The 26089-nt window shown below is 60.8% G+C and carries 26 protein-coding genes and 1 pseudogene; 21 read left to right on the plus strand and 6 right to left on the minus strand.

The genetic code is table 11. From position 1 onward, the window contains the following. Positions 1-198: 198 nt before the first annotated feature. Positions 199-1791, plus strand: coding sequence for an ABC transporter substrate-binding protein (locus tag Q7C20_RS03800; RefSeq protein WP_375065548.1), 1593 nt, complete (start codon positions 199-201; stop codon positions 1789-1791). 28 nt (positions 1792-1819) lie between these two features. Here the strand turns inward: Q7C20_RS03800 and radC are convergent, their stop codons facing one another. Then, positions 1820-2494, minus strand: coding sequence for a DNA repair protein RadC (radC, locus tag Q7C20_RS03805; protein ID WP_348060551.1), 675 nt, complete (start codon positions 2492-2494; stop codon positions 1820-1822). A 146-nt stretch (positions 2495-2640) separates the two neighbouring features. On the opposite strand from radC, the gene coaBC reads away from it, so the two are divergent. From coaBC to argB, 4 genes and pseudogenes are all read left to right on the plus strand, one after another. Further along, on the plus strand, positions 2641-3849 hold the full coding sequence (coaBC, locus tag Q7C20_RS03810; RefSeq protein ID WP_375065551.1) for a bifunctional phosphopantothenoylcysteine decarboxylase/phosphopantothenate--cysteine ligase CoaBC: 1209 nt from the start codon (positions 2641-2643) through the stop codon (positions 3847-3849). Positions 3850-3854: 5 nt separating this feature from the next. Next, positions 3855-4310, plus strand: coding sequence for a dUTP diphosphatase (gene dut, locus Q7C20_RS03815; RefSeq protein WP_348061775.1), 456 nt, complete (start codon positions 3855-3857; stop codon positions 4308-4310). A gap of 246 nt (positions 4311-4556) precedes the next feature. Beyond that, positions 4557-5972: pseudogene (locus tag Q7C20_RS03820) on the plus strand (phosphomannomutase/phosphoglucomutase); the annotation flags it as partial. A gap of 19 nt (positions 5973-5991) precedes the next feature. After that, positions 5992-6897: an acetylglutamate kinase gene (gene argB / locus Q7C20_RS03825; RefSeq protein WP_065893973.1), complete on the plus strand. Its 906-nt coding sequence runs from the start codon at positions 5992-5994 to the stop codon at positions 6895-6897. Between the two features lie 595 nt (positions 6898-7492). Here the strand turns inward: argB and pyrE are convergent. Beyond that, positions 7493-8137 carry an orotate phosphoribosyltransferase gene (gene pyrE, locus Q7C20_RS03830; protein WP_071485192.1) on the minus strand — a complete coding sequence of 215 codons (645 nt, stop codon included), beginning with the start codon at positions 8135-8137 and terminating at the stop codon, positions 7493-7495. Positions 8138-8219: 82 nt separating this feature from the next. Here pyrE and Q7C20_RS03835 point away from each other — a divergent pair, with 82 nt between their 5' ends. Continuing rightward, positions 8220-8999, plus strand: a complete 780-nt coding sequence (locus Q7C20_RS03835; protein ID WP_003195493.1) for an exodeoxyribonuclease III — start codon at positions 8220-8222, stop codon at positions 8997-8999. Positions 9000-9057: 58 nt separating this feature from the next. On the opposite strand, the gene Q7C20_RS03840 is transcribed toward Q7C20_RS03835, so the two are convergent. Continuing rightward, positions 9058-9426: a DUF4870 domain-containing protein gene (locus tag Q7C20_RS03840; RefSeq protein ID WP_375065556.1), complete on the minus strand. Its 369-nt coding sequence runs from the start codon at positions 9424-9426 to the stop codon at positions 9058-9060. Between the two features lie 23 nt (positions 9427-9449). Continuing rightward, complete coding sequence (gene rph, locus Q7C20_RS03845; protein WP_375065558.1) at positions 9450-10172, minus strand: ribonuclease PH; 723 nt, start codon at positions 10170-10172, stop codon at positions 9450-9452. Positions 10173-10388: 216 nt separating this feature from the next. Between rph and Q7C20_RS03850 the strand changes: the two genes are divergently transcribed. The 6 genes from Q7C20_RS03850 (at position 10389) to Q7C20_RS03875 (ending at position 15685) form a co-directional block, all read left to right on the plus strand. Beyond that, positions 10389-11252 (plus strand): YicC/YloC family endoribonuclease, encoded by an 864-nt coding sequence (locus Q7C20_RS03850; protein ID WP_375065560.1) that lies wholly within the window; start codon positions 10389-10391, stop codon positions 11250-11252. Positions 11253-11262: 10 nt separating this feature from the next. After that, a complete protein-coding gene (gmk, locus tag Q7C20_RS03855) occupies positions 11263-11883 on the plus strand; it encodes a guanylate kinase (RefSeq protein ID WP_348061780.1) in 621 nt (206 codons plus the stop codon). Between the two features lie 167 nt (positions 11884-12050). Beyond that, a complete protein-coding gene (rpoZ, locus tag Q7C20_RS03860) occupies positions 12051-12314 on the plus strand; it encodes a DNA-directed RNA polymerase subunit omega (RefSeq protein ID WP_003176920.1) in 264 nt (87 codons plus the stop codon). A 60-nt stretch (positions 12315-12374) separates the two neighbouring features. Continuing rightward, on the plus strand, positions 12375-14480 hold the full coding sequence (gene spoT / locus Q7C20_RS03865) for a bifunctional GTP diphosphokinase/guanosine-3',5'-bis pyrophosphate 3'-pyrophosphohydrolase (protein WP_375065564.1): 2106 nt from the start codon (positions 12375-12377) through the stop codon (positions 14478-14480). 24 nt (positions 14481-14504) lie between these two features. Beyond that, the gene (locus tag Q7C20_RS03870) at positions 14505-14885 is read left to right on the plus strand and encodes a RidA family protein (protein ID WP_339471072.1); all 381 of its coding nucleotides are present in this window, start codon (positions 14505-14507) and stop codon (positions 14883-14885) included. 56 nt (positions 14886-14941) lie between these two features. Then, the gene (locus tag Q7C20_RS03875) at positions 14942-15685 is read left to right on the plus strand and encodes a hypothetical protein (protein WP_375065567.1); all 744 of its coding nucleotides are present in this window, start codon (positions 14942-14944) and stop codon (positions 15683-15685) included. Between the two features lie 124 nt (positions 15686-15809). On the opposite strand, the gene Q7C20_RS03880 is transcribed toward Q7C20_RS03875, so the two are convergent. Continuing rightward, a complete protein-coding gene (locus Q7C20_RS03880; protein ID WP_375065569.1) occupies positions 15810-16661 on the minus strand; it encodes an SDR family oxidoreductase in 852 nt (283 codons plus the stop codon). Between the two features lie 189 nt (positions 16662-16850). On the opposite strand from Q7C20_RS03880, the gene exbB reads away from it, so the two are divergent. The 9 genes from exbB (at position 16851) to Q7C20_RS03925 (ending at position 25496) form a co-directional block, all read left to right on the plus strand. Continuing rightward, a complete protein-coding gene (gene exbB, locus Q7C20_RS03885) occupies positions 16851-17831 on the plus strand; it encodes a tonB-system energizer ExbB (RefSeq protein WP_348055479.1) in 981 nt (326 codons plus the stop codon). 6 nt (positions 17832-17837) lie between these two features. After that, positions 17838-18263, plus strand: coding sequence for a TonB system transport protein ExbD (gene exbD, locus Q7C20_RS03890; protein WP_017526806.1), 426 nt, complete (start codon positions 17838-17840; stop codon positions 18261-18263). After that, positions 18260-19009 (plus strand): energy transducer TonB, encoded by a 750-nt coding sequence (locus tag Q7C20_RS03895; RefSeq protein ID WP_348055477.1) that lies wholly within the window; start codon positions 18260-18262, stop codon positions 19007-19009. The genes exbD and Q7C20_RS03895 overlap by 4 nt, the downstream gene beginning before the upstream one ends. A gap of 169 nt (positions 19010-19178) precedes the next feature. Then, positions 19179-19523 carry a cupredoxin domain-containing protein gene (locus Q7C20_RS03900; RefSeq protein WP_375065572.1) on the plus strand — a complete coding sequence of 115 codons (345 nt, stop codon included), beginning with the start codon at positions 19179-19181 and terminating at the stop codon, positions 19521-19523. Between the two features lie 3 nt (positions 19524-19526). Then, on the plus strand, positions 19527-20369 hold the full coding sequence (locus tag Q7C20_RS03905; RefSeq protein ID WP_375065574.1) for an FTR1 family protein: 843 nt from the start codon (positions 19527-19529) through the stop codon (positions 20367-20369). Next, the gene (locus tag Q7C20_RS03910; RefSeq protein WP_348055473.1) at positions 20366-20896 is read left to right on the plus strand and encodes an iron transporter; all 531 of its coding nucleotides are present in this window, start codon (positions 20366-20368) and stop codon (positions 20894-20896) included. Before Q7C20_RS03905 ends, Q7C20_RS03910 begins: the two co-directional genes overlap by 4 nt. Before the next feature lie 117 nt (positions 20897-21013). Continuing rightward, positions 21014-21934: a LysR substrate-binding domain-containing protein gene (locus Q7C20_RS03915; RefSeq protein WP_348055471.1), complete on the plus strand. Its 921-nt coding sequence runs from the start codon at positions 21014-21016 to the stop codon at positions 21932-21934. Between the two features lie 8 nt (positions 21935-21942). Continuing rightward, on the plus strand, positions 21943-24018 hold the full coding sequence (recG, locus tag Q7C20_RS03920; RefSeq protein WP_375065577.1) for an ATP-dependent DNA helicase RecG: 2076 nt from the start codon (positions 21943-21945) through the stop codon (positions 24016-24018). Between the two features lie 77 nt (positions 24019-24095). After that, positions 24096-25496: an HDOD domain-containing protein gene (locus Q7C20_RS03925; RefSeq protein ID WP_375065579.1), complete on the plus strand. Its 1401-nt coding sequence runs from the start codon at positions 24096-24098 to the stop codon at positions 25494-25496. Between the two features lie 131 nt (positions 25497-25627). On the opposite strand, the gene Q7C20_RS03930 is transcribed toward Q7C20_RS03925, so the two are convergent. After that, positions 25628-26002 (minus strand): hypothetical protein, encoded by a 375-nt coding sequence (locus Q7C20_RS03930; protein WP_003195530.1) that lies wholly within the window; start codon positions 26000-26002, stop codon positions 25628-25630. Positions 26003-26089: the final 87 nt, after the last annotated feature.

Here is a 26089-nt window from a genome sequence, read left to right on the forward strand (position 1 = left end):
CTCGTCGCACAGAATGATTTACAGCGCCCGCGCGCACGGTGAAGTGCACGGCGAAACGCGCTGAGGCGCCATCAAAACAGCATTTGAGGCAAAAGCACAGGCAAAAATGGGCTAGTCATTTATCAATCAGACCTCTACGGTAGGACTTTTCCAGACTGCACTCGCAGATGGGCCTTCGATCTGCAAAGGAAACCGAATATGCGCCTCGCTGCCCTCCCGCTACTGCTCGCCCCTCTATTTATCGCTCCGGCGGCCTTGGCTGCCACCAATTTGAGCGTCTGCACCGAGGCCAGCCCCGAAGGGTTCGATGTGGTGCAATACAACTCGCTGACCACCACCAACGCCTCGGCCGACGTGCTGATGAACCGCCTGGTGGACTACGACGCCAACAGCGGCAAACTGGTGCCAAGCCTGGCCGACAGCTGGGACGTTTCGCCGGACGGCCTGACGTACACCTTCAAGCTGCGCCCGAACGTGAAATTCCACCGCACCGAATATTTCACCCCAAGCCGCACCCTGACTGCCGAAGACGTGCGCTTCAGCTTCGAACGCATGCTCGACCCGGCCAACCCGTGGCACAAGATCGCCCAGAGCGGCTTTCCGCATGCGCAGTCCCTGCAATTGCCCACACTGGTCAAGAAGATCGACGCCCTTGACCCACTGACCGTGCGCTTCACCCTGGACCACGCCGACTCCACATTTCTCGCCGCACTGAGCATGGGCTTTGCCTCGATCTACCCGGCTGAATACGCCGACAAACTGCTCAAGGCCGGCACTCCGGAAAAGCTCAACAGCCAGCCGATTGGCACCGGGCCCTTTGTATTCGTACGTTTCCAGAAAGATGCCGTGGTGCGCTACAAAGCCAACCCGGACTACTTCGCCGGCAAACCGGCTGTGGATAACTTGATTTTCGCCATCACCCCCGATGCCAATGTGCGCCTGCAGAAGCTGCGCCGCGATGAGTGCCAGATCGCCCTGTCACCCAAGCCTCTGGACGTAGGCGAAGCCGAAAAAGACCCGGCCCTCAAGGTCGAGAAAACGGCCGCCTTCATGACCGCGTTCGTCGCGATCAATAGCCAGCACCCGCCGCTGGACAAGCCGGAAGTGCGCCAGGCCATCAATCTGGCCTTCGACAAGGCCAGCTACCTCAAGGCCGTGTTTGAAGGCACCGCTGAAGCCGCCAATGGTGTTTACCCGCCCAATACCTGGAGCTTCGCCAAGGACTTGCCGGGTTATCCACAGGACATCGCCAAAGCCAAGGCGCTGCTGGACCGGGCTGGGCTAAAGGACGGCTTCAAAACCACGATCTGGACTCGCCCCACGGGCAGCCTGCTCAACCCCAACCCGAACCTCGGCGCCCAACTGTTGCAGGCGGACCTGGCCAAAGTCGGCATTCAGGCGCAGATCCGCGTGATCGAGTGGGGCGAACTGATCCGCCGTGCCAAGGCCGGCGAACATGACCTGTTGTTCATGGGCTGGGCCGGCGATAACGGCGACCCGGATAACTTCCTGACCCCGCAGTTCTCCTGCGCGGCGGTCAAATCCGGCACCAACTTCGCCCGTTACTGCGACCCGGCCCTGGACAAACTGATCAGCGCCGGCAAAACCACCAGCGAACAAGGTGTGCGCAGCAAGCTGTATCAACAGGCCCAGGCGCAAATCCAGCAACAGGCCCTGTGGCTGCCGCTGGCGCACCCCACTGCCTTCGCCCTGACACGCAAACATGTCCAGGGTTACCAGGTCAGCCCGTTTGGCCGTCAGGACTTCTCCAAAGTCAGCGTCAAGCGCTAGGACTCTGCCCCGCCCTGACCGGGCGGGGCTAGATCCAGCCAAATTCCGCCATCGACAGCGGGTCACCGTCGCCCACGATGATGTGATCGAGCACGCGCACGTCTACGACCTCCAGGGCCTTTTGCAGCATCTTGGTTAACTTTCGATCAGCCGCACTCGGCTCCACGCTCCCGGAAGGGTGGTTGTGACACAGGATCAACGCCGCCGCGTTGTACGCCAGGGCGCGCTTGACCACCTGTCGTGGATACACGATCGCCGTGTCGATGGTGCCCTCGAATAACGCCTCGAAACCCAGCACACGGTGTTTTGAGTCAAGAAACAGGCAGCCGAAAATCTCGTGGGGCTCATGGCGCAACAACGCTTTGAGGTAGTCACGCACGGCCAACGGGCTTTCCAGTACAGAGTCCGCACGCAGCCGTTCGGCCATGTGCCGCCGCGACATTTCCAGCACCGCCTGCAACTGCGCAAACTTCGCCGGGCCCAGGCCCAAATGCTGGCTGAACAGCGTCTGACTGGCCTCCAGCAACGGGCGCAGGCCACCAAATTGCGCCAACAGATGACGCGCCAGGTCGACCGCGCTGCGCCCGGCAACCCCAGTCCGCAGGAAGATCGCCAACAGCTCGGCGTCAGACAGGCTCGCCGCGCCCCATTCCAACAGTTTCTCCCGTGGACGTTCCGCCACAGGCCAATCGCGAATACTCATCGCACTCCCCTTCCATCCGTGTGCGCCGCTGTTGCTGAACGGACGCTGTGTTATCGTAAGCCCTCTTTTTTGCCTGCCATTTCCCCTGGGGAGGGGGCGTCGCAGGCGTCACTGAACTGGCATCACTGAACTGGAAAGGCAAACCAATGCAGCGTCTGTATCGGAAACGCATCGTTCTCGGCGTCGGCGGCGGCATTGCCGCCTACAAGAGCGCAGAACTGGTTCGCAGGCTCCTGGACCAGGGTGCCGAAGTGCGCGTGGTCATGACCCGTGGCGGCAGTGAATTCATTACGCCGCTGACCATGCAGGCCTTGTCCGGCCACCCGGTTCACCTGGACCTGCTGGACCCGGCAGCCGAGGCAGCCATGGGCCACATCGAACTGGCCAAATGGGCCGACCTGGTGCTGATCGCCCCGGCCACCGCCGACCTGATCGCCCGCCTCGCCCAAGGCATTGCCAATGACCTGCTGACCACATTGGTACTGGCCACCGACGCCACAGTCGCCATCGCCCCGGCCATGAACCAGGCCATGTGGCGCGACCCGGCCACCCAGGCCAACACCCAACTCCTGCAAAGCCGTGGCCTCAAGGTGTTCGGCCCGGCGTCCGGCAGCCAGGCCTGCGGCGACGTCGGCATGGGCCGCATGCTGGAAGCCACCGACCTTGCGCAGTGCGCCGCCGACTGTTTCCAGCACTTGGCTTTGACCGGCAAGCACGTGCTGATCACTGCCGGCCCGACTCAGGAAAACATCGACCCGGTGCGCTACATCACCAACCATAGCTCAGGAAAAATGGGCTTTGCCTTGGCGGAAGCGGCGGTTGAGGCAGGCGCACGAGTGACCCTGATCACCGGCCCGGTGCATTTGCCGACCCCTGATCGCGTCACGCGCATCGACGTAGTCAGCGCCCGGGACATGCTGGCGGCCTGTGAAGCCGCGATTCCATGCGACCTGTTTATCGCCTCGGCAGCGGTTGCGGATTACCGCCCAGAAGTCGTCGCCCCGCAAAAACTGAAGAAAGACCCTACAAGCGGCGACGGCCTGCTCCTGCAAATGGTGCGCAACCCGGACATTCTGGCAACCATCGCCACGCGTCCGGACCGCCCGTTCAGCGTCGGCTTTGCTGCCGAAACCGAGCACCTGCTGGACTACGCCGCACGCAAATTGAAAGACAAAAACCTCGACCTGATCGTTGCCAATGATGTCGCCAACCCGAGCATCGGCTTCAACAGCGAGGAAAACGCCTGCAGCGTGATTGACCGCGACCTGCACGCCACCCTTTTTGCCCAGACCAGCAAGGGCAAGATTGCCCGCCAACTGATCTCTTTTATCGCCCAACGGCTGAACCAGGTTTAATTTCCATGCACGCTTTGCAAGCCAAGATCCTCGACCCCCGCATCGGCACCGAATTCCCGCTGCCGGCCTACGCCACGCCTGGCTCCGCCGGCCTCGACCTGCGCGCCATGCTCAAGCAAGACACCGTCCTTGAGCCGGGCCAGACCATCCTGATTCCTACAGGGCTGTCGATCTACGTCGGCGACCCGGGCCTCGCGGCGCTGATCCTGCCGCGCTCCGGCCTTGGCCACAAACACGGCATCGTGCTGGGCAACCTCGTCGGTCTGATCGACTCCGACTACCAGGGCGAACTGATGGTGTCGTGCTGGAACCGTGGCCAAACCGCATTCAACATCGCCATTGGCGAGCGCATCGCCCAACTGGTACTGGTTCCAGTGGTGCAGGCGCACTTCGAATTGGTGCAAGAGTTCGACGAAACACAACGCGGCGCAGGTGGTTTTGGGCATTCTGGCAGCCACTGACTAAGCTGAAGCAAGCCGGACGCTGTTGTCCGGCCCAATGCCACCGCATGGCTTTTCAGGATGAAGAATGCGCGGATCTAATCAGCGAGATTTCCCCAGTGGAATCAATGCATTACGCGACAGCCAAGGCGGAGCCAGCACGCCGATGGCACTTGTGCACCACGAACTCTCTGCCGAAAACGCCGTCATACCCTTCAGTTTGAGCCCGCCGGTCAGCCGCATTCAGGCCAGCTTTGCCCCTTTCAAATGGAGTTCCCCCCCGCGATGAGTACCGCAGCCCGAGTAGCCCCGACATTCCCCGACAGCATCTTCCGCGCCTACGACATTCGTGGCGTTGTGCCCAAGACCCTGACCGCCGAAACCGCCTACTGGATTGGTCGCGCCATCGGTGCCCAAAGCCTGGCCCAGGGTGAGCCAAACGTCTCGGTAGGCCGCGACGGCCGCTTGTCCGGCCCGGAGTTGGTAGAGCAACTGATTCAGGGCTTGGCCGACAGCGGCTGCCATGTCAGCGACGTCGGCCTGGTGCCGACCCCTGCGCTGTACTACGCAGCCAACGTGCTGGCCGGCAAATCCGGGGTGATGTTGACCGGCAGTCACAACCCGTCGGACTACAACGGCTTCAAGATCGTCATCGCTGGCGACACGCTGGCCAACGAACAGATTCAGGCCCTGCACACGCGCCTCAAAACCAACGACCTGACCAGTGGCGAAGGCAGCATCACCAAAGTCGACATTCTTCAGCGCTACTCGGATCAAATCACCGGCGACATCAAACTCGCCCGCCGCCTGAAAGTGGTAGTGGATTGCGGCAACGGCGCGGCCGGCGTGATCGCCCCGCAACTGCTAGAAGCCCTGAACTGCGAAGTGATCCCGCTGTTCTGCGAGGTCGACGGCAACTTCCCCAACCATCATCCGGATCCGGGCAAACCTGAAAACCTGGTGGACCTGATCGCCAAGGTCAAGGAAACCGGCGCCGACGTCGGCCTGGCCTTCGACGGTGATGGCGACCGTGTAGGCGTGGTGACTGAAACCGGCGAGATCGTGTTCCCGGACCGCCTGCTGATGTTGTTCGCTCGCGACGTGGTGGCGCGCAACCCCAATGCCGAAATCATCTTCGACGTGAAGTGCACCCGTCGCCTCACGCCGCTGATCAAGGAATACGGCGGTCGTCCGCTAATGTGGAAGACCGGTCACTCGTTGATCAAAAAGAAAATGAAGGAAACCGGCGCGCTGTTGGCCGGCGAAATGAGCGGCCATGTGTTCTTCAAGGAGCGCTGGTTCGGTTTTGACGACGGCATTTACAGCGCCGCGCGCTTGCTGGAAATCCTCAGCAAGGAAAAATCGACTGCCGAAGAGCTGTTTCAGACCTTCCCGAATGATATTTCTACGCCAGAGATAAATATCCATGTGACCGAGGAGAGCAAATTCAGCATCATTGACGCACTGCACGATGCGCAATGGGGCGAAGGCGCCAACCTGACCACCATTGATGGTGTGCGAGTCGATTACGCCAAAGGCTGGGGCCTGGTTCGCGCGTCCAACACCACACCGGTGCTGGTGCTGCGTTTCGAGGCGGATACCGAGGCTGAGTTGCAGCGCATCAAGGACGTGTTCCACGCCCAGTTGAAACGTGTTGCCCCTGATCTCCAATTACCGTTCTGATCTTTTACCGGAGCCCTGAATGACCCTCGAACGCGAAGCCGCTGCCAACACTGCCAAGGTCCTTTCCGAAGCGTTGCCTTACATCCGACGCTACGTCGGCAAGACGCTGGTGATCAAGTACGGCGGCAATGCCATGGAAAGCGACGAGCTGAAAACCGGCTTTGCCCGCGACATCGTGTTAATGAAAGCCGTCGGGATCAACCCGGTGGTGGTACACGGTGGCGGCCCGCAAATCGGCGACCTGCTCAAACGCTTGTCGATCGAGAGTCACTTCATCGATGGCATGCGCGTGACTGACGCGCAGACCATGGACGTGGTGGAGATGGTCCTCGGCGGCCAGGTCAACAAAGACATCGTCAACCTGATCAACCGCCACGGCGGCAGCGCCATTGGCCTGACCGGCAAGGACGCGGAGCTGATCCGTGCGAAAAAACTGACCGTAACTCGGCAGACGCCGGAAATGACTCAGCCTGAAATCATCGACATCGGCCAAGTGGGCGAAGTAATCGGCATCAACACCGACTTGCTGAACCTGCTGGTCAAAGGCGATTTCATCCCGGTGATCGCGCCCATCGGCGTGGGCGCAAACGGTGAGTCCTACAACATCAACGCTGACCTGGTGGCCGGCAAGGTTGCCGAGGCACTGAAAGCTGAAAAGCTGATGCTGCTGACCAACATCGCCGGCTTGATGGACAAGGAAGGCCAGGTGCTGACCGGCTTGACCACTCAACAAGTGGACGAACTGATCGCCGACGGCACCATCTACGGCGGCATGCTGCCGAAGATCCGTTGCGCGCTGGAAGCAGTGCAAGGCGGCGTGGGTAGCTCGTTGATCCTGGATGGTCGTGTACCGAACGCGATCCTGCTGGAAATCTTCACCGATACCGGTGTGGGCACGCTGATCAGTAACCGCAAGCGTCCATGATGTAGAAATCCTGAATAGACCGTAGTTTTCGACGGTTCCTTCGGCAACACGTACCCACGTACGAAACCTCCGAAGGAATCGAAGAAATCTGCGGTCTTTTTTATGCCTGCCGGAAATGCCCTACCGCAATCATCGAGTCATCCGACATCTACGCGGCATACATCTGCTTAGGATCTTCCTTGAATCCACAGGAGATCTTCCCCATGCAAAAAGCCCACACACCCTACGGCAGCGATGTATCGGCAGGCACTTATGAGTGCGCAGATTGCGGACGCCAATACAGAAATCAGTCGAAGACTTCACTTCCACCCTGCCCAGACTTCGAAGCAAGCACGCACCTCCTGAAGGGCTGGAATATCCTCACCGGCCAAGGTGACGCCGTCGAAGATCCGTACCCGAGCGATACCTCCCGATAACCGAGATCAGCGAAGACTGATATGCACTGCTATGCCAAACGCTAAGCCCGAGTGCCGTAGAGTGACATCGTCGCGGTCAGCGGCTTGCTGCTGACCCTGACCACTTTCATGTTCAATTTGGCGTGACGTGGATCGCACACTGCACACAAAAAAGGCCCTGTTTTCACAGGGCCTTTTAATTAGACGCCGAACTGCTCGCGGTACGCCCGCACGGCCGGCAGATGCTGCTTAAGCTGCGGGTCGTCTTCCAGGAACTGCAGCACCTGGTTCAACGACACGATACTCACCACCGGAATGCCGAAATCGCGTTCCACTTCCTGAATCGCCGACAACTCTCCGTTGCCACGCTCCTGGCGGTTCAGCGCGATCAACACGCCTGCGGCCTTGGCGCCGTCCTGGGAAGCGATGATCTGCATGACTTCACGAATGGCGGTGCCGGCGGTGATCACGTCGTCGATGATCAGCACATCACCCGTGAGCGGAGCGCCCACCAGGCTGCCGCCTTCGCCATGGGCCTTGGCCTCTTTGCGGTTGAAACACCACGGCAAATCTTTACCGTGATGTTCAGCCAGGGCCACCGCAGTCGCGGCCGCCAGAGGAATGCCCTTGTAGGCTGGGCCGAACAATACGTCGAAGGAAATACCGCTTTCAACGATGGCTGCTGCGTAGAAACGACCCAGCTGAGCCAGGGCCGAACCCGAGTTGAAAAGGCCCGCATTGAAGAAGTACGGGCTGGTGCGCCCTGATTTGAGGGTGAACTCACCGAAGCGCAATACGCCGCGATCGATGGCAAAACGAATGAAATCGCGTTGATACGCCTGCATGAAAAAAGCCTCAGATACCACGGATTTAGCTAATTAGGTAGACGGCGTGTATCATACACGCACGCGATTTTTGGGGCCATTTATGCGGATCATCAGTGTGAACGTCAATGGTATTCAGGCTGCAGTCGAGCGTGGTTTGCTCAGTTGGCTGCAAGCACAGAATGCCGACGTCATCTGCCTGCAGGACACCCGCGCCTCCGCCTTTGAACTGGACGACCCAGCCTTCCAACTGGATGGCTACTTCCTTTATGCCTGCGATGCCGAAGTACCCACCCAAGGTGGTGTGGCTTTGTATTCGCGGTTGCAACCCAAGGCGGTCATCAGCGGCCTCGGCTTCGAGACAGCCGACCGCTACGGGCGCTACCTGCAAGCCGATTTCGACAAGGTCAGCATCGCGACCTTGCTGCTCCCTTCGGGGCAGAACGGCGATGAAGACTTGAACCAGAAGTTCAAGCTAATGGACGATTTCGCCCGTTACCTGGATAAACAGCGGCGTAAACGTCGCGAGTACATTTACTGTGGCTCGCTGTACGTGGCGCAACAAAAGCTGGATATCAAGAACTGGCGCGACAGCCAGCAATCACCGGGTTTCCTGGCGCCGGAACGGGCCTGGATGGACGAGATTGTCGGCAACATGGGTTATGTCGATGCCCTGCGCGAAGTCAGCCGTGAAGGCGACCAGTACAGCTGGTGGCCGGATAACGAACAGGCCGAGATGCTCAACCTGGGCTGGCGTTTCGACTATCAGTTGCTGACTCCAGGCCTGCGCAGGTTTGTACGCAGCGCACGCTTGCCGCGTCAGCCACGCTTCTCGCAGCACGCGCCGCTGATCGTGGACTACGACTGGACACTGACCATCTAAGGTCTTTTGCCAGGCACAAAAAAACCGACATCGCTGTCGGTTTTTTTGTGGGCGCTCATTATTTGACCAGTCGCCAGGTCAGGGGATAGCGATACGCGATGCCCTTATTGGCTTTGATCGAACCAATGATCGTCAGTACCACGCTGCCGATGGCCAGGGCAGTCATAAGGAAAAACCCGATCACCGCGAAGGCCAGCACGATGCAAACGACCCAGGCGATGGCCACGGTGATCTGGAAATTCAACGCTTCCTTACCCTGGTCATCAATGAACGGGTCTACTTCCTTCTTCATCTGCCACAGGATCAGTGGCCCCACGACGCTGCCGAAGGGGAACACAAAACCCAGAAACGCCGCGAGATGGCACAACATTGCCCTTTGGCGCACTTCGTAGGACGGTGTGGGCACAGGCAGTTGATTGTCACTCATGGCGCTTCTCCTTGCGGTCCGATTCAGTCAGCCAGTGCGGCGGTTTGCAGTTCGAAGATTTCGGTCATGCCTTTCTGGGCCAGGGCCAGCATGGCATTCAGGTCAGCCGGCTGGAACGGTGCGCCTTCGGCAGTGCCCTGCACTTCGATGAAACCACCGGAGCTGGTCATCACGACGTTCAGGTCGGTCTCGGCGGCCGAGTCTTCCAGGTAGTCCAGGTCCAGCACAGGCTCGCCCTGGTACATGCCCACCGACACAGCGGCGATCATTTGCTTGAGCGGGTCGCCAGCTTTGAGGCCGCCGCGCTTCTTGATCACTTTGAGCGCATCAACCAGGGCAACCATGGCGCCGGTGATGGATGCAGTGCGGGTGCCGCCGTCTGCCTGGATCACGTCGCAGTCGACGTAGAGGGTCACGTCGCCCAGCTTGGACATGTCCAGCGCTGCGCGCAGGGAACGGCCGATCAGGCGCTGGATTTCCAGGGTGCGGCCGCCTTGTTTGCCACGGCTGGCTTCACGCTGGTTACGCTCGCCGGTGGCGCGCGGGAGCATGCCGTACTCGGCAGTCAACCAACCCTGGCCCTGGCCTTTCAGGAAGCGCGGCACGCCGTTTTCGACGCTGACGGTGCAGATGACTTTGGTATCGCCAAACTCGACCAGTACAGATCCCTCGGCGTGTTTGGTGTAGTTGCGGGTGATGCGGATCGAGCGGAGCTGATCGGCAGCGCGACCACTTGGACGTTTCATAGGGGATACCTGTACTGAGGACAAAAACTGCCGAGCATTATAGAGCCGCGAACCGTTTCGGGGCACTTCTAATAAATCCGGTTACGAATGTTCAGCTTATCGCCCATTGTTTGGGCGCGCTTGCCCCACTGCGCTACACTCCTGCGCCTTCGCAGCCTGTCGGCTTCAATTTATCTATCAGCCCGTATTTGCGGGACTGCATCGCGAGGTACTTCCATGGTGCACAGCATGACCGCCTTTGCCCGTGTCGAAAAAGCCGGCGTTCAGGGCACCCTGAGCTGGGAATTGCGCTCGGTCAACAGCCGCTACCTGGAGCCGCACCTGCGCCTGCCGGAATCGTTTCGCGACCTCGAAGGCGCAGTGCGTGAAGCGCTGCGCCAGGGCATTTCCCGCGGCAAGCTGGAATGCACGTTGCGCTTCACCGAAGAAACCACCGGCAAACCGCTGCAAATTGACCGCGACCGCGCCGCGCAATTGGTCGCCGCCGCCGAAACCATCGCCGGCCTGATCAAGCAACCCGCCGCGCTGAACCCGCTGGAAGTGCTGGCCTGGCCCGGCGTGCTGGTGGCCGACGCCACCGACCCGCAAGCCCTTAACGCCGAAGCCCTCGCCCTGTTCAACCAGGGCTTGAAGGAGCTCAAGGCTGGCCGCGAACGTGAAGGAGCCGAACTGGCGCGCCTGATCAGCGAGCGCCTGACCTCAATCGAGGAAGACGTGGTGACCCTGCGCGAGCTGGTGCCGCAGATGCTCGTGACCCAGCGCCAGAAGGTCCTCGACCGCTTCACCGACATGAAGGCCGACCTCGACCCGACGCGCCTGGAACAGGAAATGGTGCTGCTGGCGCAGAAAAGCGACGTGGCCGAAGAACTCGACCGCCTGAGCACCCACCTCCTTGAAGTGCGCCGCGTGCTCAAGTCCGGCGGTGCCGCCGGTCGGCGCCTGGACTTCCTGATGCAGGAACTCAACCGCGAAGCCAATACACTCGGCTCCAAGGCATTTGACCCGCGCAGCACCACAGCGGCGGTCAACCTCAAAGTGTTGATCGAGCAGATGCGCGAACAAGTACAGAATATTGAGTAAGGCAACCTCCATGACCCACAGCACCGGCACCCTTTACATCATTTCCGCCCCTTCGGGCGCGGGCAAGAGCAGCCTGGTCAAGGCCTTGACCGACGCTGACGAGCAGATCCGCATTTCGGTCTCCCACACCACCCGCGCCATGCGCCCGGGTGAAGTGAACGGGGTGCACTATCACTTCGTCGAGCGCACCGAGTTCGTCAAGATGATCGAACACGGCGACTTCCTTGAGCGCGCCGAAGTGTTCGGCAACCTCTACGGCACCTCCCAAAGTCACTTGCAACAGACCCTGGACGAAGGCCACGACCTGATCCTGGAAATCGACTGGCAGGGCGCCGAGCAAGTGCGCCAGTTGATGCCCAAGGCGCGCTCGATCTTCATCCTGCCGCCGTCGCTCGAAGCCTTGCACCAGCGCCTGAAAAATCGCGGCCAGGACAGTGACGAGATCATCGAAGGCCGCATGCGCGAAGCCGTCAGCGAAATGAGCCACTATGTCGACTACGACTACCTGATCATTAACGACGATTTCACCCATGCTCTGAATGATCTGAAGGCGATTTTCCGCACCAATCAGCTCCAGCAAAAGCGTCAACAGCAGCGTTTTGGCAAATTACTCGCCGAACTGCTGGGCTGATTGGCACTTCCCAAAACCGCTGCAAGGGCTTTAAATTGGCACTTGTAGCGGTTTTTCGAGGGCGCGGGAAAAATCAGCGCTTCCCTTAACGCTGGTGATTTTTTAAACTGTTTAGTCCGCTCGCCCAACCGGGCAGCGCGCATCTTGCATTCGCTCCGAGGAATACCATGGCCCGCGTAACCGTTGAAGACTGCCTAGAACACGTGGATAACCGCTTTGAGCTGGTCATGCTCTCTACCAAGCGTGCCCGTCAACTGGCCACCGGCGGCAAAGAGCCTCTGGTCCAGTGGGAAAACGACAAGCCTACCGTTGTGGCACTGCGTGAAATCGCTGAAGGCCTGATGAGCTACGAGTTCATCGCCAACGCCGAAATCGTTGAAGACGAACCGCTGTTTGCAGCGTTCGAGGACGAGTCCAACGAGGCCGTCTAAGCCTATGCCTGGTCGACGTAGCACGGCGCGGGGTCACAGCCAACGGCAGGAGTTCACACTTTGCCGAGCATAGACGCCCTCGCCGATCGCTTATCGGCCTACCTCGGCCCAGACCAGGTCAACCTGGTCCGCCGAGCGTATTTCTACGCCGAACAAGCCCACGACGGCCAACGCCGACGTAGCGGTGAGGCGTATGTCACGCATCCTCTTGCGGTGGCAAATATTCTGGCCGACATGCACATGGACCATCAAAGCCTGATGGCCGCGATGCTGCATGACGTGATCGAAGACACCGGCATCGCCAAGGAAGCGCTCAGCGCGCAATTTGGCGAAACCGTGGCTGAACTGGTCGATGGGGTCAGCAAACTGACCCAGATGAACTTCGAGACCAAGGCCGAAGCCCAGGCAGAAAACTTCCAGAAAATGGCCATGGCCATGGCCCGTGACATTCGGGTGATTCTGGTCAAGCTGGCCGACCGGCTGCACAACATGCGCACGCTGGAAGTGCTGTCCGGCGAAAAACGCCGGCGCATCGCCAAGGAAACCCTGGAAATCTACGCGCCCATCGCCAACCGGCTGGGCATGCACGCCATTCGTATCGAATTCGAAGACCTCGGCTTTAAAGCCATGCACCCGATGCGTTCAGCGCGCATCTACCAGGCGGTCAAACGCGCTCGGGGCAACCGCAAGGAAATCGTCAACAAGATCGAAGAGTCCCTGAGCCATTGCCTGGCGATCGATGAGATCGAGGGCGAAGTCAGCGGGCGGCAGAAGCACATCTACGGCATCTACAAGAAGATGCGCGGCAAGCGCCGGGCCTTCAACGAGATCATGGACGTGTATGCGTTCCGGATCATCGTCGACAAGGTCGACACTTGCTACCGCGTGCTCGGCGCTGTGCATAATTTGTACAAACCCCTGCCGGGGCGTTTCAAGGATTACATCGCCATTCCCAAGGCCAACGGCTATCAGTCGCTGCATACCACGCTGTTTGGTATGCACGGGGTGCCGATCGAGATCCAGATCCGCACCCGCGAAATGGAAGAAATGGCCAACAACGGCATCGCCGCACACTGGCTGTACAAATCCAGCGGCGACGAACAGCCAAAAGGCACCCATGCCCGCGCCCGCCAGTGGGTCAAAGGCGTGCTGGAAATGCAGCAACGTGCCGGCAACTCCCTGGAATTCATCGAAAGCGTGAAGATCGACCTGTTCCCGGACGAGGTCTACGTGTTCACGCCCAAGGGCCGGATCATGGAGCTGCCCAAAGGCTCCACGGCGGTCGACTTTGCTTACGCGGTGCACACCGACGTGGGTAATAGCTGCATAGCCTGTCGGATCAATCGTCGACTGGCCCCGCTGTCGGAACCGCTGCAAAGCGGCTCCACGGTGGAGATCGTCAGCGCACCTGGCGCGCGCCCGAACCCGGCGTGGCTTAACTTTGTGGTCACGGGCAAGGCGCGCACGCACATTCGTCACGCCCTGAAACTGCAGCGCCGCTCCGAATCCATCAGCCTGGGCGAACGCCTGCTGAACAAGGTGCTTAACGGCTTCGACAGCTCTCTGGACAAGGTCCCGGCCGAGCGCGTGCAAGCGATGCTCCACGAGTATCGCCAGGAAACCGTTGAAGACCTGCTGGAAGACATCGGCCTGGGCAACCGCATGGCCTATGTCGTCGCCCGCCGTCTGCTTGGCGAAGGCGAACAATTGCCAAGCCCCGAAGGCCCGCTGGCGATTCGCGGCACCGAGGGCCTGGTGCTCAGCTATGCCAAGTGCTGCACGCCGATCCCGGGCGACCCGATTGTCGGCCACCTCTCGGCGGGCAAAGGCATGGTCGTGCACTTGGACAACTGCCGCAATATCACCGAAATCCGTCACAACCCGGAAAAATGCATCCAGCTCTCGTGGGCCAAGGATGTCACCGGCGAATTCAACGTCGAGTTGCGTGTGGAGCTGGAGCATCAGCGCGGCCTGATCGCCCTGCTGGCCAGCAGCGTCAACGCGGCCGACGGCAATATCGAGAAAATCAGTATGGACGAACGCGATGGTCGCATCAGCGTGGTCCAACTGGTGGTCAGCGTACACGACCGCGTGCACCTGGCCCGCGTGATCAAGAAACTGCGCGCCTTGACCGGGGTCATCCGCATCACCCGTATGCGTGCCTAATAAACCTCTTACAAGGAGTCACACATGACCAAGACAGTTATCACCAGTGAAAAAGCCCCGGCCGCTATCGGTACTTATTCCCAGGCGATCAAGGCGGGCAACACCGTCTACATGTCCGGCCAGATCCCGCTGGACCCAAAAACCATGGAACTGGTTGAAGGTTTTGAAGCACAGACCGTACAGGTCTTCGAAAACCTCAAGTCGGTTGCAGAAGCTGCCGGTGGCTCGTTCAAAGACATCGTCAAGCTGAACATCTTCCTCACCGACCTGAGCCACTTCGCCAAGGTCAACGAGATTATGGGCAAGTACTTCGAACAACCGTACCCAGCCCGCGCCGCTATCGGCGTTGCCGCCCTGCCAAAGGGCGCGCAGGTTGAAATGGACGCGATTCTGGTCATCGAGTAAAACACCCGGCGCAGCCTTTCCAGGTTGCGCCGACTTCGTTTTAGAAGGATTTCGTAATGCGCAAAGCGCTTGTAGCCTTATCAACGCTTGCCCTGTTCCTCGGCGGCTGCGCCAGCAACCCCGCCGACCGCGATGTGAGCGGCACCTGGGTCAACCAGGCCGCCATCGATGCGGCAGCCAAGGGCGGCCCTTTGCGTGAAGCCCTGCAAACCTTTGGCCCGAACCTCGAATGGGAGGTCAACCCGAAGGCGTCACAGGCTCGCTACTACAACGGTTTTGAAGTAGCTGAAGGCAAGTTGCTCGGTGAGAAATCCGGCGCCTGGAGCGTCGAGTTCTACGGCAGCTCAGCCACCGAACTCAAGCGCAAAGGCAAACAACTGCTGCAAGTGGCCAACGATAACGAGCCAGAGCAGCTGTTCGCCCGTGCCAAGGACCCGGCCCCGGAAGGTGCGCCATTGGGTGCCAATTTCGAGCGCGCGTTGTATGCGGCTTACCTGGGCGGCGACTGGAAGATCAAAGACGGCAACGGCGACGGCGCCATTGTGCAGTTCCAGGCTAACGGCAAAGTTGCCGGCCTGCCTGGCGTTGATCAATATTCGCTGTGCCTGGCGGGCGACTGCGCCTCCATGAGCGGCGGCTACGACAGCATCTGGCTGCAGTTGAACGGCCAGGGCAACCCGTGGATCTTCGTGCGCAAGGGCAAGAAGCTGGAAATCTTCCAGGCGGTGAACACTGCGCAGGCAGACGAGGTGCCCCAGTTCACTCCCGGCCCACGGCAGTGGCTGCTGGAAAAACAATAATCTCTATGTAGGAGCGGGCTTGTGTGGGAGCGGGCTTGCTCGCGAAAGCATCACCTCGGTACAGCTGAAAAAACAGAGGCGCCCGCATCGCAGGCAAGCCAGCTCCCACATTTTTGACCGCGCCTCAGCCCTTGAGAATCGCCGCATACCCCTCGCGATAAGTCGGATACGTCGGCTTCCAGCCCAACGCCTTCACCCGCGCATTACGGCACCGCTTGCTCCCCGCGCGCCTTACACTGGCGTCCTCGGACCACTCGGTCACCCCCAGGTATTCACGCAACCAGTCCACCACTTCCGCCAACGGCGCCGGTGCGTCGTCTACGCCGATGTAGACCTTTTCCAACGCACCGCCCCGCTCCACATGGCGCAACAAAAATGCCAGCAAGCCTGCCGCGTCATCCGCGTGAATCCGGTTGCCATATAGAGGTGGGTCGGTCGCCACGCGATAGCCCTTGCGCACTTGGGTCAACAACCACTCACGGCCCGGGCCGTAGATGCCGGTCAAGCGCACGATGCTCGCCGGGATGCCGCTATTGAGCGCCACTTGCTCGGCTTCAAGCATCACGTTGCCGGAATAACCCTGCGCCTGAGTGTCGGACGTTTCGTCGACCCACTCGCCATTTTGCTGCCCATACACACTGCTGCTGGAAACAAACAACAGGTGTTTCGGCTCCTGACCGTAGTCGCCGAGCCATTCCAGCACGTGCTGCAACCCTTGCACGTAAGCCGCGCGATAGCCGGCTTCGTCGTGGTCGGTGGCCGCAGCGCAATACACCAGATAATCCACCCCGCCGATCGGCCAGGTGTCAGGGCAGTCTTTTTTGAACAGGTCGCCGGCGATGCCGATCACCCCATCGGGAAGCTTCGAAATATCACGGCGCAGGCCGTGAACCTCCCATTCCGAGGCCAGCAACTGGCTAGCCAGCCGACTACCCACATCGCCGCAACCGGCAATCACCACAGAAGGCGCAGACATCACAAAACTCCATTCTTAAAGGCGCAGATTAGCCTCCAGATGTGACCAGCGGCCAGCAAAAGGACAAATAAAGTAACTGTATTACTTCTGTTAACAAGAATTACTTGCAATAATAACCCCCCATTTGTCCTCGACCCCAGCGGGTCTGGCAGGACGATCACCCATTTTTTTCTCTCAGGTCCGGCCAGCATGACACGTAATACAAACCCCGCTTCGCCAACCAAGCCTCACAGCCCATCCCGCGCCTGGCGTGCGATCGCCGCGATGCTGTTCAGCGTTCTGCTGGCACCGACCGCTGCCTTCGCTGACGCCACCGCCCCAGCGGCTCCGGCCGCTGCCGAGCAAAACGCGGCGACCCCGGCGGCTCCTGCCGCAGCACCGGCAGCCACCGCCCCGGCTCAGGCTGCAACACCAGCCGTCGCCGACGAAACCGGCGTAGTGCTGGAAGAAGACAACACGCTGGGCATGGCCCACGACCTGTCGCCTTGGGGCATGTACCAGAACGCTGACGTGGTGGTAAAAGCCGTGATGATCGGCCTAGCCATCGCCTCGATCATCACCTGGACCATCTGGATCTCCAAGGGCTTCGAGCTGCTGGGCGCCAAGCGTCGTCTGCGTGCCGAGATCGTCCACCTGAAAAAAGCCACCACCCTCAAGGAAGCCAGCAGCACTGCGACCAAGCAAGGCACGCTGGCCAACCTGTTGGTACACGACGCGCTGGAAGAAATGCGCCTGTCGGCCAACACCCGCGAAAAAGAAGGCATCAAGGAGCGTGTAGCGTTCCGCCTCGAGCGTCTGGTTGCAGCCTGTGGCCGTAACATGAGCAGCGGCACCGGCGTACTTGCGACCATCGGTTCCACCGCGCCGTTCGTGGGCCTGTTCGGTACTGTGTGGGGCATCATGAACAGCTTCATCGGCATCGCCAAAACCCAGACCACCAACCTCGCCGTCGTTGCCCCCGGCATCGCCGAAGCCCTGCTGGCAACAGCCCTGGGCCTGGTTGCCGCGATTCCTGCGGTGGTGATCTACAACGTCTTCGCCCGTTCGATTGCCGGCTACAAGGCTCAGGTATCGGACGCGTCGGCAGAAGTTCTGCTGCTGGTCAGCCGCGACCTCGATCACCTGCCTACCGAGCGCAGCTCGCAACCGCACATGGTGAAAGTGGGGTAATCGGCCATGGGCCTGCATTTGAATCAAGGCGACGACGAGCTCGTCGAGAACCACGAAATCAACGTCACGCCGTTTATCGACGTGATGCTGGTGCTGCTGATCATCTTCATGGTGGCGGCACCGTTGGCCACCGTGGACATCAAGGTCGACCTGCCCGCATCCAGCGCCAAGCCTGCGCCGCGGCCGGAGAAGCCGATTTTCCTCAGCGTCAAGGCGGACCAACGCCTGTTCCTGGGCGAAGAAGAAGTCAAAACTGAAACTCTGGGCCCGGTGCTCGACGCCAAGACCCAAGGCAAGAAAGACACGACGATCTTCTTCCAGGCCGACAAAGGCGTGGACTACGGCGACCTGATGAGCGTGATGGATGCCCTGCGGGCAGCCGGCTACCTCAAGGTAGGCCTGGTCGGACTTGAGACGGCAGCCAAGAAATGATCACGACGCGCCACAAACTGACGCGTTATGGCACCAGCCTCGCCGTCGTACTGGGCGTGCATGCCGTCGCGATCATCATCGCGCTTCAATGGTCCGCGCCGCATCCGGTGCAGTTGCCACCGGCGGCCATGGTCATCGACCTGGCACCGATGCCTGCACCGCCGCCGCCGGCACCGCCCAAGGTGATCACGCCGCCGCAACCGCCTGCACCGGTGGAAGAACTGCCTCTGCCGAAACTGGCCGAGGCACCCAAACCGACGATCCAGGTGCCCAAGCCGGTCAAACCCAAGCCCAAGCCAGCGCCGCCCAAGCCGGTGGAGAAAAAGCCCGAGCCGCCCAAGGAGAAACCGTCCGAAGAGCCGCCGAGCGAATCCCCGCCGACCAACACACCGGCGGAAAAATCCGCCCAGCCAGCGCCTGGCCCATCGCCGCAACAGGTTGCTGCCAAAGCCTCCTGGGAAGGCGCGCTGCTGGCGCATTTGCAGAAGTACAAGAAGTACCCGCCGAGCGCTCAGCAACGTGGCAAGGAAGGCTTGAACCGTTTGCGCTTTGTGGTCGATGCCGAAGGCAACGTGCTGTCCTATGAATTGGTAGGCCGCTCCGGCAACGCCGATCTGGACCGTGCAACCCTGGACATGATCCGTCGTGCCCAGCCGCTGCCCAAGCCGCCGGCCGACATGTTGAAAGGCGGCAGCGTCGAAATCGTCGCGCCGTTCGTTTACAACATCGAGAAGCGTCGCCGCTAAGCGACTCCCAATGGGCACCCGCGGGTGCCCATTGCCCCTCTTTTACTTCCTCGCCCGCCGGCTGCTGAACCGCAGCTGAATGCATGACCGATGTCATGCGTCTTCACTTGTAACATTCCAATACAAAGCCAAGCATGCGCGAACAGTTCTCATTTGAGAGGTTTTCGCGATGCTCCGCTTTCTGCGCATACCCGCCTTACTGCTCGCGCTCGCTGGCGCGTCTTGCGCAGCCCATGCCGACCAGCTGGTCACCTTGACCGTCCAGAACCATACCTTTTCGCCCGCGAGTTTCACGGTGCCGGCTGGCGAACGCTTTCGCATCCAGCTCACCAATAACGACGACAGCGTCGACGAGTTTGAAAGCTACGACATGAAGTTCGAAAAAATCGTCGTACCGGGCAACACCATCACCGTATTCGCCGGGCCTATGCACCCTGGCACCTACAGTTTTTTTGATGATTACCACCCGGACCAGGCCAAAGGCACCGTCACTGCCGTTGAAGCCAAGGAGTAAGCCATGCTCGCTTGCCTGTTGATCGTGTTTCGAGAAGTGCTGGAAGCCGGGATCGTCATCGGCATTGTCATGGCCGCCACTCAGGGGCTGGCCAGACGCGGGCTGTTCATCGCCGGCGGGATTTTCGCAGGCGTGTGCGGAGCCGGCATCCTGGCGTTGTTCACCGGCGCCATCACGCAGGCGCTGGATGGCTTCGGCCAGGAGATTTTCAACGCGGCCATTCTGATCGTCGCCGTGGTCATGCTGGGCTGGCACAACCTGTGGATGGCCAGCCATGGCCGGGAGCTGGCGAACGAACTGCGCAGCACCGGCCTGGCCGTGCAGAAGGGTGACAAATCCTTGCTGACCTTGGCGGTGGTCATCACCGTGGCGGTGCTGCGCGAAGGCTCGGAGATTGTTTTGTTTCTCTATGGCATCGCCGCCTCCACCCACACCGAGCCCCTGACCATGCTCATCGGCGGCCTGCTCGGCATTGCCGCCGGCGGTGCGCTGTCCTGGCTGCTGTATCGCGGTTTGCTGGTCATCAGCCTCAAGCGCCTGTTCTCGGTCACCACGTGGATGATCGCGGTGCTCGCCGCCGGCATGGCCGGTCGCGCCGCCGCCATTCTGGCGGGCATCAACCTGATTCCGGCCTGGGGCTATCAGCTCTGGGACACCTCTTGGCTGGTCTCCGACGCGAGCCTCGGCGGCCGTGCCCTGCAAGCCATGACCGGCTACACCGATAGACCTTTGGGCGTGCAGCTGTTTGCCTGGCTGCTCACCCTCGCCGTCCTCGTACTCGGCAGCCGCCTGATTCATTCGCGCCCACCCAAACCCCGATCACCCACCTTGGAGCGTCACCCATGAAGCACCTGTGCAAACCCGTCGCCGCAGCACTGGCACTCGCCACAACCCTGGCGTTCTCCGCGTACAGCCAAGCGCGTGAGTATCCGATTGGCGGGCCCGTGCAGGCCCACGACATGGAAATCGCCTCGTCCTACCTCACCGGCATTGAAATGGCCCCCATGCCGCCAGGCATGGTGATGGACAAAGACTCGGTCCACCTCGAAACCGACGTGCACGCCACCGCCGACAACAAATACGGCTTCGCCAACGGTGAGTGGATACCCTACCTGAGCATCAGTTACTCGCTGGTTAAACAGGGTTCGCCGAACTACAAGGAAATCGGCACGCTGCTGCCGATGGTGGCCAAAGACGGCGCCCACTACGCCAACAACGTGAAGATGGACGGGCCGGGCACCTACACCGTAGTGCTGCGTTATGAGAGCCCGCAGATCAACGGCTTTTTCCACCACGTCGACAAGGAAACCGGCGTACCTGAATGGTGGGGCCCGTTCACCGAGACCTTCACGTTCAAATATCCGCAGAACTGAGTGCTTGAAAGGCGTGCGACATCCGATTAGCGGTGTCGTAAACCCCAAGGCGTCTGATAACGTGCGTCTATCGATTGCAGCCGGTATGCTTGGCTCGCAACCTCATGGACGCTCGCTATGACCCTTACAGAATTACGCTACATCGTGACCCTCGCCCAAGAGCAGCATTTCGGCCACGCGGCCGAGCGTTGCCATGTCAGCCAGCCGACGCTGTCGGTGGGTGTGAAAAAGCTTGAAGACGAACTCGGTGTGCTGATTTTCGAGCGCAGCAAGAGCGCCGTGCGCCTGACCCCGGTCGGCGAAGGCATCGTTGCCCAGGCCCAAAAGGTGCTGGAACAAGCGCAAAGCATTCGCGAACTGGCCCAGGCCGGCAAGAACCAGCTGACGGCACCGCTTAAAGTCGGCGCCATCTACACCGTCGGCCCGTACCTGTTTCCGCACCTGATTCCGCAACTGCACCGCGTTGCGCCGCAGATGCCGCTGTATATCGAAGAAAACTTCACCCACGTACTGCGCGACAAACTGCGTAACGGTGAGCTGGACGCGATCATCATCGCCCTGCCCTTCAATGAAGCGGACGTGCTGACGTTGCCGCTCTACGACGAGCCGTTCTACGTGCTGATGCCGGCCTCGCACCCGTGGACGCAAAAAGACACCATCGACGCCGGCCTGCTCAACGACAAGAGCCTGTTGCTGCTCGGCGAAGGCCACTGCTTCCGCGATCAGGTATTGGAAGCTTGCCCAACCCTGACCAAGGGCAATGACGGCGCCAAGCACACCACCGTGGAATCCAGCTCCCTGGAAACCATTCGCCACATGGTCGCGTCCGGCCTGGGCATTTCGATCCTGCCGCTGTCGGCAGTGGACAGCCATCACTACGCCCCCGGTGTCATCGCAGTGCGCCCACTCACGCCGCCGGTGCCGTTCCGTACCGTGGCGATCGCCTGGCGCGCCAGCTTCCCGCGCCCGAAAGCCATTGAGATCCTCGCCGACTCGGTCCGTTTGTGCTCGGTTGCCAAACCGTCAACGGCGAGCTAAGCAACGGTATGACTGAGCTGTCGCAGGTGTCGGTGACCGCACTTAAAGGTGTCGGTGAGGCCATGGCCGAGAAGTTGGCCAAGGTCGGCCTGGAAAACCTCCAGGACGTGCTGTTCCACTTACCCCTGCGCTATCAGGACCGCACCCGCGTCGTGCCCATCGGCCACTTGCGCCCCGGGCAGGATGCAGTCGTCGAAGGCACCGTCAGCGGCGCCGATGTGGTGATGGGCAAGCGCCGCAGCCTGGTGGTGCGCCTGCAGGACGGCACCGGCGGCCTGAGCTTGCGCTTTTACCATTTCAGCAATGCACAAAAAGAAGGGCTCAAGCGTGGCACCCGCGTGCGCTGCTACGGCGAAGCCCGTCCCGGCGCCTCGGGCCTGGAGATCTACCACCCGGAATACCGCGCCATCACGGGCGACGAGCCGCCGCCGGTAGACACCACCCTCACCCCAATCTACCCGCTCACCGAAGGCCTGACTCAGCAACGCTTGCGCCAACTGTGCATGCAGACGCTGACCATGCTCGGCCCGAAAAGCCTGCCCGACTGGCTGCCCGTTGAGCTGGCACGCGACTATCAACTGGCGCCGCTGGACGATGCGATTCGCTACCTGCATCACCCGCCGGCCGACGCCGATGTCGACGAACTCGCCCTGGGTCATCACTGGGCCCAGCACCGTCTGGCTTTTGAAGAATTGCTGACCCACCAACTGTCTCAGCAGCGCCTGCGCGAAAGCATGCGTTCCCTGCGCGCACCGGCGATGCCGAAAGCCACGCGCCTGCCCGCGCAATACCTGGCCAACCTGGGCTTTGCACCCACCGGCGCCCAACACCGCGTGGGCAATGAAATCGCCTACGACCTCAGCCAGCACGAACCCATGCTGCGGTTGATCCAGGGCGACGTGGGCGCAGGCAAGACCGTGGTCGCAGCTCTCGCCGCCTTGCAGGCACTCGAAGCCGGTTACCAGGTGGCGCTGATGGCGCCCACCGAAATTCTCGCCGAGCAGCACTTCATCACCTTCAAGCGCTGGCTCGAGCCTTTGGGTCTGGAAGTGGCGTGGCTGGCCGGCAAGCTCAAGGGCAAAGTCCGCGCCGCTGCCTTGGAGCGGATCGCCGAGGGCGCACCGATGGTGGTGGGCACCCACGCGCTGTTTCAGGATGAAGTGAAGTTCAAAAACCTCGCGCTGGTGATCATCGACGAGCAGCACCGTTTCGGTGTGCAGCAGCGCCTGGCCCTGCGCCAGAAAGGCGTGGGCGGCCGGATGAACCCACACCAGTTGATCATGACCGCCACGCCCATCCCGCGCACCCTGGCGATGAGCGCTTACGCCGACCTCGACACCTCGATCCTCGACGAACTGCCGCCCGGTCGAACCCCGGTCAACACGGTGCTGGTCACCGACACCCGGCGAGTCGAAGTGATCGAACGCGTACGCGGCGCCTGCGCCGAAGGCCGTCAGGCCTACTGGGTATGCACGCTGATCGAAGAATCCGAAGAGCTGACCTGCCAAGCCGCTGAAACCACCTTTGAAGACCTCACCAGTGCGCTGGGTGAACTGAAAGTCGGCCTGATTCACGGCCGCATGAAACCCGCCGAAAAAGCCGCAGTGATGGCCGAATTCAAAGCCGGCAACCTGCAATTGCTCGTAGCCACTACGGTGATCGAAGTCGGTGTGGACGTGCCCAACGCCAGCCTGATGATCATCGAAAACCCTGAGCGCCTGGGCCTTGCGCAATTGCACCAATTGCGCGGGCGCGTCGGCCGGGGCAGCGCCGCCAGCCACTGCGTGTTGCTCTACCATCCGCCGCTGTCGCAGATCGGCCGTCAGCGCCTGGGCATCATGCGCGAAACCAACGACGGTTTTGTCATCGCCGAAAAAGACCTCGAGCTGCGCGGCCCCGGCGAAATGCTCGGCACCCGCCAGACCGGCCTGCTGCAATTCAAGGTCGCCGACCTGATGCGCGATGCTGATCTGCTGCCCGCCGTGCGCGATGCGGCGCAAGCGCTGTTGGAGCGCTGGCCGGATCACGTCAGCCCATTGCTTGATCGCTGGCTACGGCATGGGCAGCAATACGGCCAAGTGTGACGCCTCGCTCACTTATCCAACCTACAGTTGTATCAAGCTGGTTATACTTCGAAGACTGTACGAAATTGGATCAGGCCATGTCAGAAGTCGCCCTCGCCACAGCCCCACTGACCGCCCCGCCGGTCATTCAGGCTCTGCTCGCAAAGCTCGCTATCCCTTACACGGAAGTCGCTGAACACGCTGGCCTGAATCCCGCACGAAAGATTCAGGCGGTGCTGCTGGAAGATGCCGTGGGCGCACTCATGGTGCTGTTCCCGCAAAACCAGTTGCTCGACCTCAACCGCTTGGCCGAACTCACCGGTCGACGCCTCACTGCCGTGTCCCCGGATCGCGTCGAGCGCCTGCTCGGCAAGCATGAACTGAGCTTGTTGCCGGGCCTGCCCGCATTGACCACCTCGCCGTGCCTGTATGAAGGCAGCCTGCTTGCCGAGCCGAGTTTGCTGGTGCATTCGGGTGAAGCCGGCCTGTTGCTGGAAATCGCCAGCGATGACTTCAAGACCATGCTCACCAAGGCCAGCGCCGGGCACTTCGGCGAACCGCTGAGCAACATCCGCCCCAACCTCGACCGCCCGAATGACGACCGCGAGGAAATCACCCAGGCCATGCAGGCGTTCACCGCCCGCCGTATCCAGCAACGCCTGGAAGCGACCCTCGAAATTCCGCCGCTGGCCGACACCGCACAGAAGATCATCAAGCTGCGTGTCGACCCCAACGCCACCATCGATGACATCACCGGCGTGGTGGAAACCGACCCGGCACTGGCTGCCCAAGTGGTGAGTTGGGCCGCGTCGCCGTACTACGCCTCGCCGGGCAAAATTCGCTCGGTAGAAGACGCCATTGTTCGCGTACTCGGCTTTGACCTGGTGATCAACCTGGCGCTGGGCCTGGCCCTCGGTAAAACCCTGAGCCTGCCCAAAGACAACCCGCACCAGTCCACGCCGTACTGGCACCAGTCGATCTACACCGCCGCCGTGATCGAAGGCCTGACCCGCGCCATGCCGCGCGCGCAGCGCCCGGAAGCTGGCCTGACGTACCTGGCCGGCTTGCTGCACAACTTCGGTTACCTGCTGCTGGCTCACGTGTTCCCGCCGCACTTCTCGCTGATCTGCCGTCATCTGGAGGTCAACCCGCACCTGTGCCACAGCTATGTCGAGCAGCATTTGCTGGGCATCAGCCGCGAGCAAATCGGCGCCTGGCTGATGCGCTACTGGGACATGCCGGAAGAACTGTCCACTGCGCTGCGTTTCCAGCACGACCCAAGCTATGACGGCCCATACGCTGAGTACCCGAACCTGGTATGCCTGGCAGTGCGTTTGCTGCGCAGCCGAGGGATTGGCTCCGGGCCAGACGAAGCGATTCCGGATGCGCTGCTTGAGCGCCTGGGGTTGAGCCGGGACAAGGCGGAAAGCGTGGTGGGTAAGGTGCTGGATGCTGAAGTGTTGCTGCGTGAGTTGGCTTCCCAGTTCACCCAAGGCTGAATTTTTAGCCTGTCAGACCGCTTTCGCGAGCAAGCCCGCTCCCACAGTTGACCGAGCTCCAACATGAGAATGCGGTCGAATGTGGGAGCGGGCTTGCTCGCGAAGAATCCACCTCGGTCCAGCTGAAAGCCCTACTTCTTTTTCTTCGGCTTCAAATACTTGGTCAGCCCCTGAAACCAGATCACCAGCGCCGGGTTGCCCTTGATCTGAATCGACTTGTCTTGAATTCCCGTCATGAACGCCAGTTGCTTGTTCTTCGCCTGCATCGTGGCGAAGCCGTAGGCGGCATCCTTGAACGCGATGGCAAATGCCGGCGCAGGATGAACACCTGAGCGGCTGGTGATGCGCTGGTCTTTGACGATGAAGTGACGGGCAACCTTGCCGTCGAGGGTCTGCAACTGGAACGCCAGGTCTTTGTCACCCAACTGTTGCTGGAAGGCGGGATTGGTGCGGCTGGCTTTGCCCATCATCAGGCCCAGCACCCACAACAAAAGACGAAATTTCATGCACACGGCCTCGGTGTAATTATTGAGTGGCCGCAGCAGTGTAACGATTTGTCGGAGGAACGCCACCGATCTCGCGCTTTAGCAGGA

Source organism: Pseudomonas sp. AMR01, from assembly GCF_041946035.1.
Taxonomy (GTDB): domain Bacteria; phylum Pseudomonadota; class Gammaproteobacteria; order Pseudomonadales; family Pseudomonadaceae; genus Aquipseudomonas; species Aquipseudomonas antarctica_B.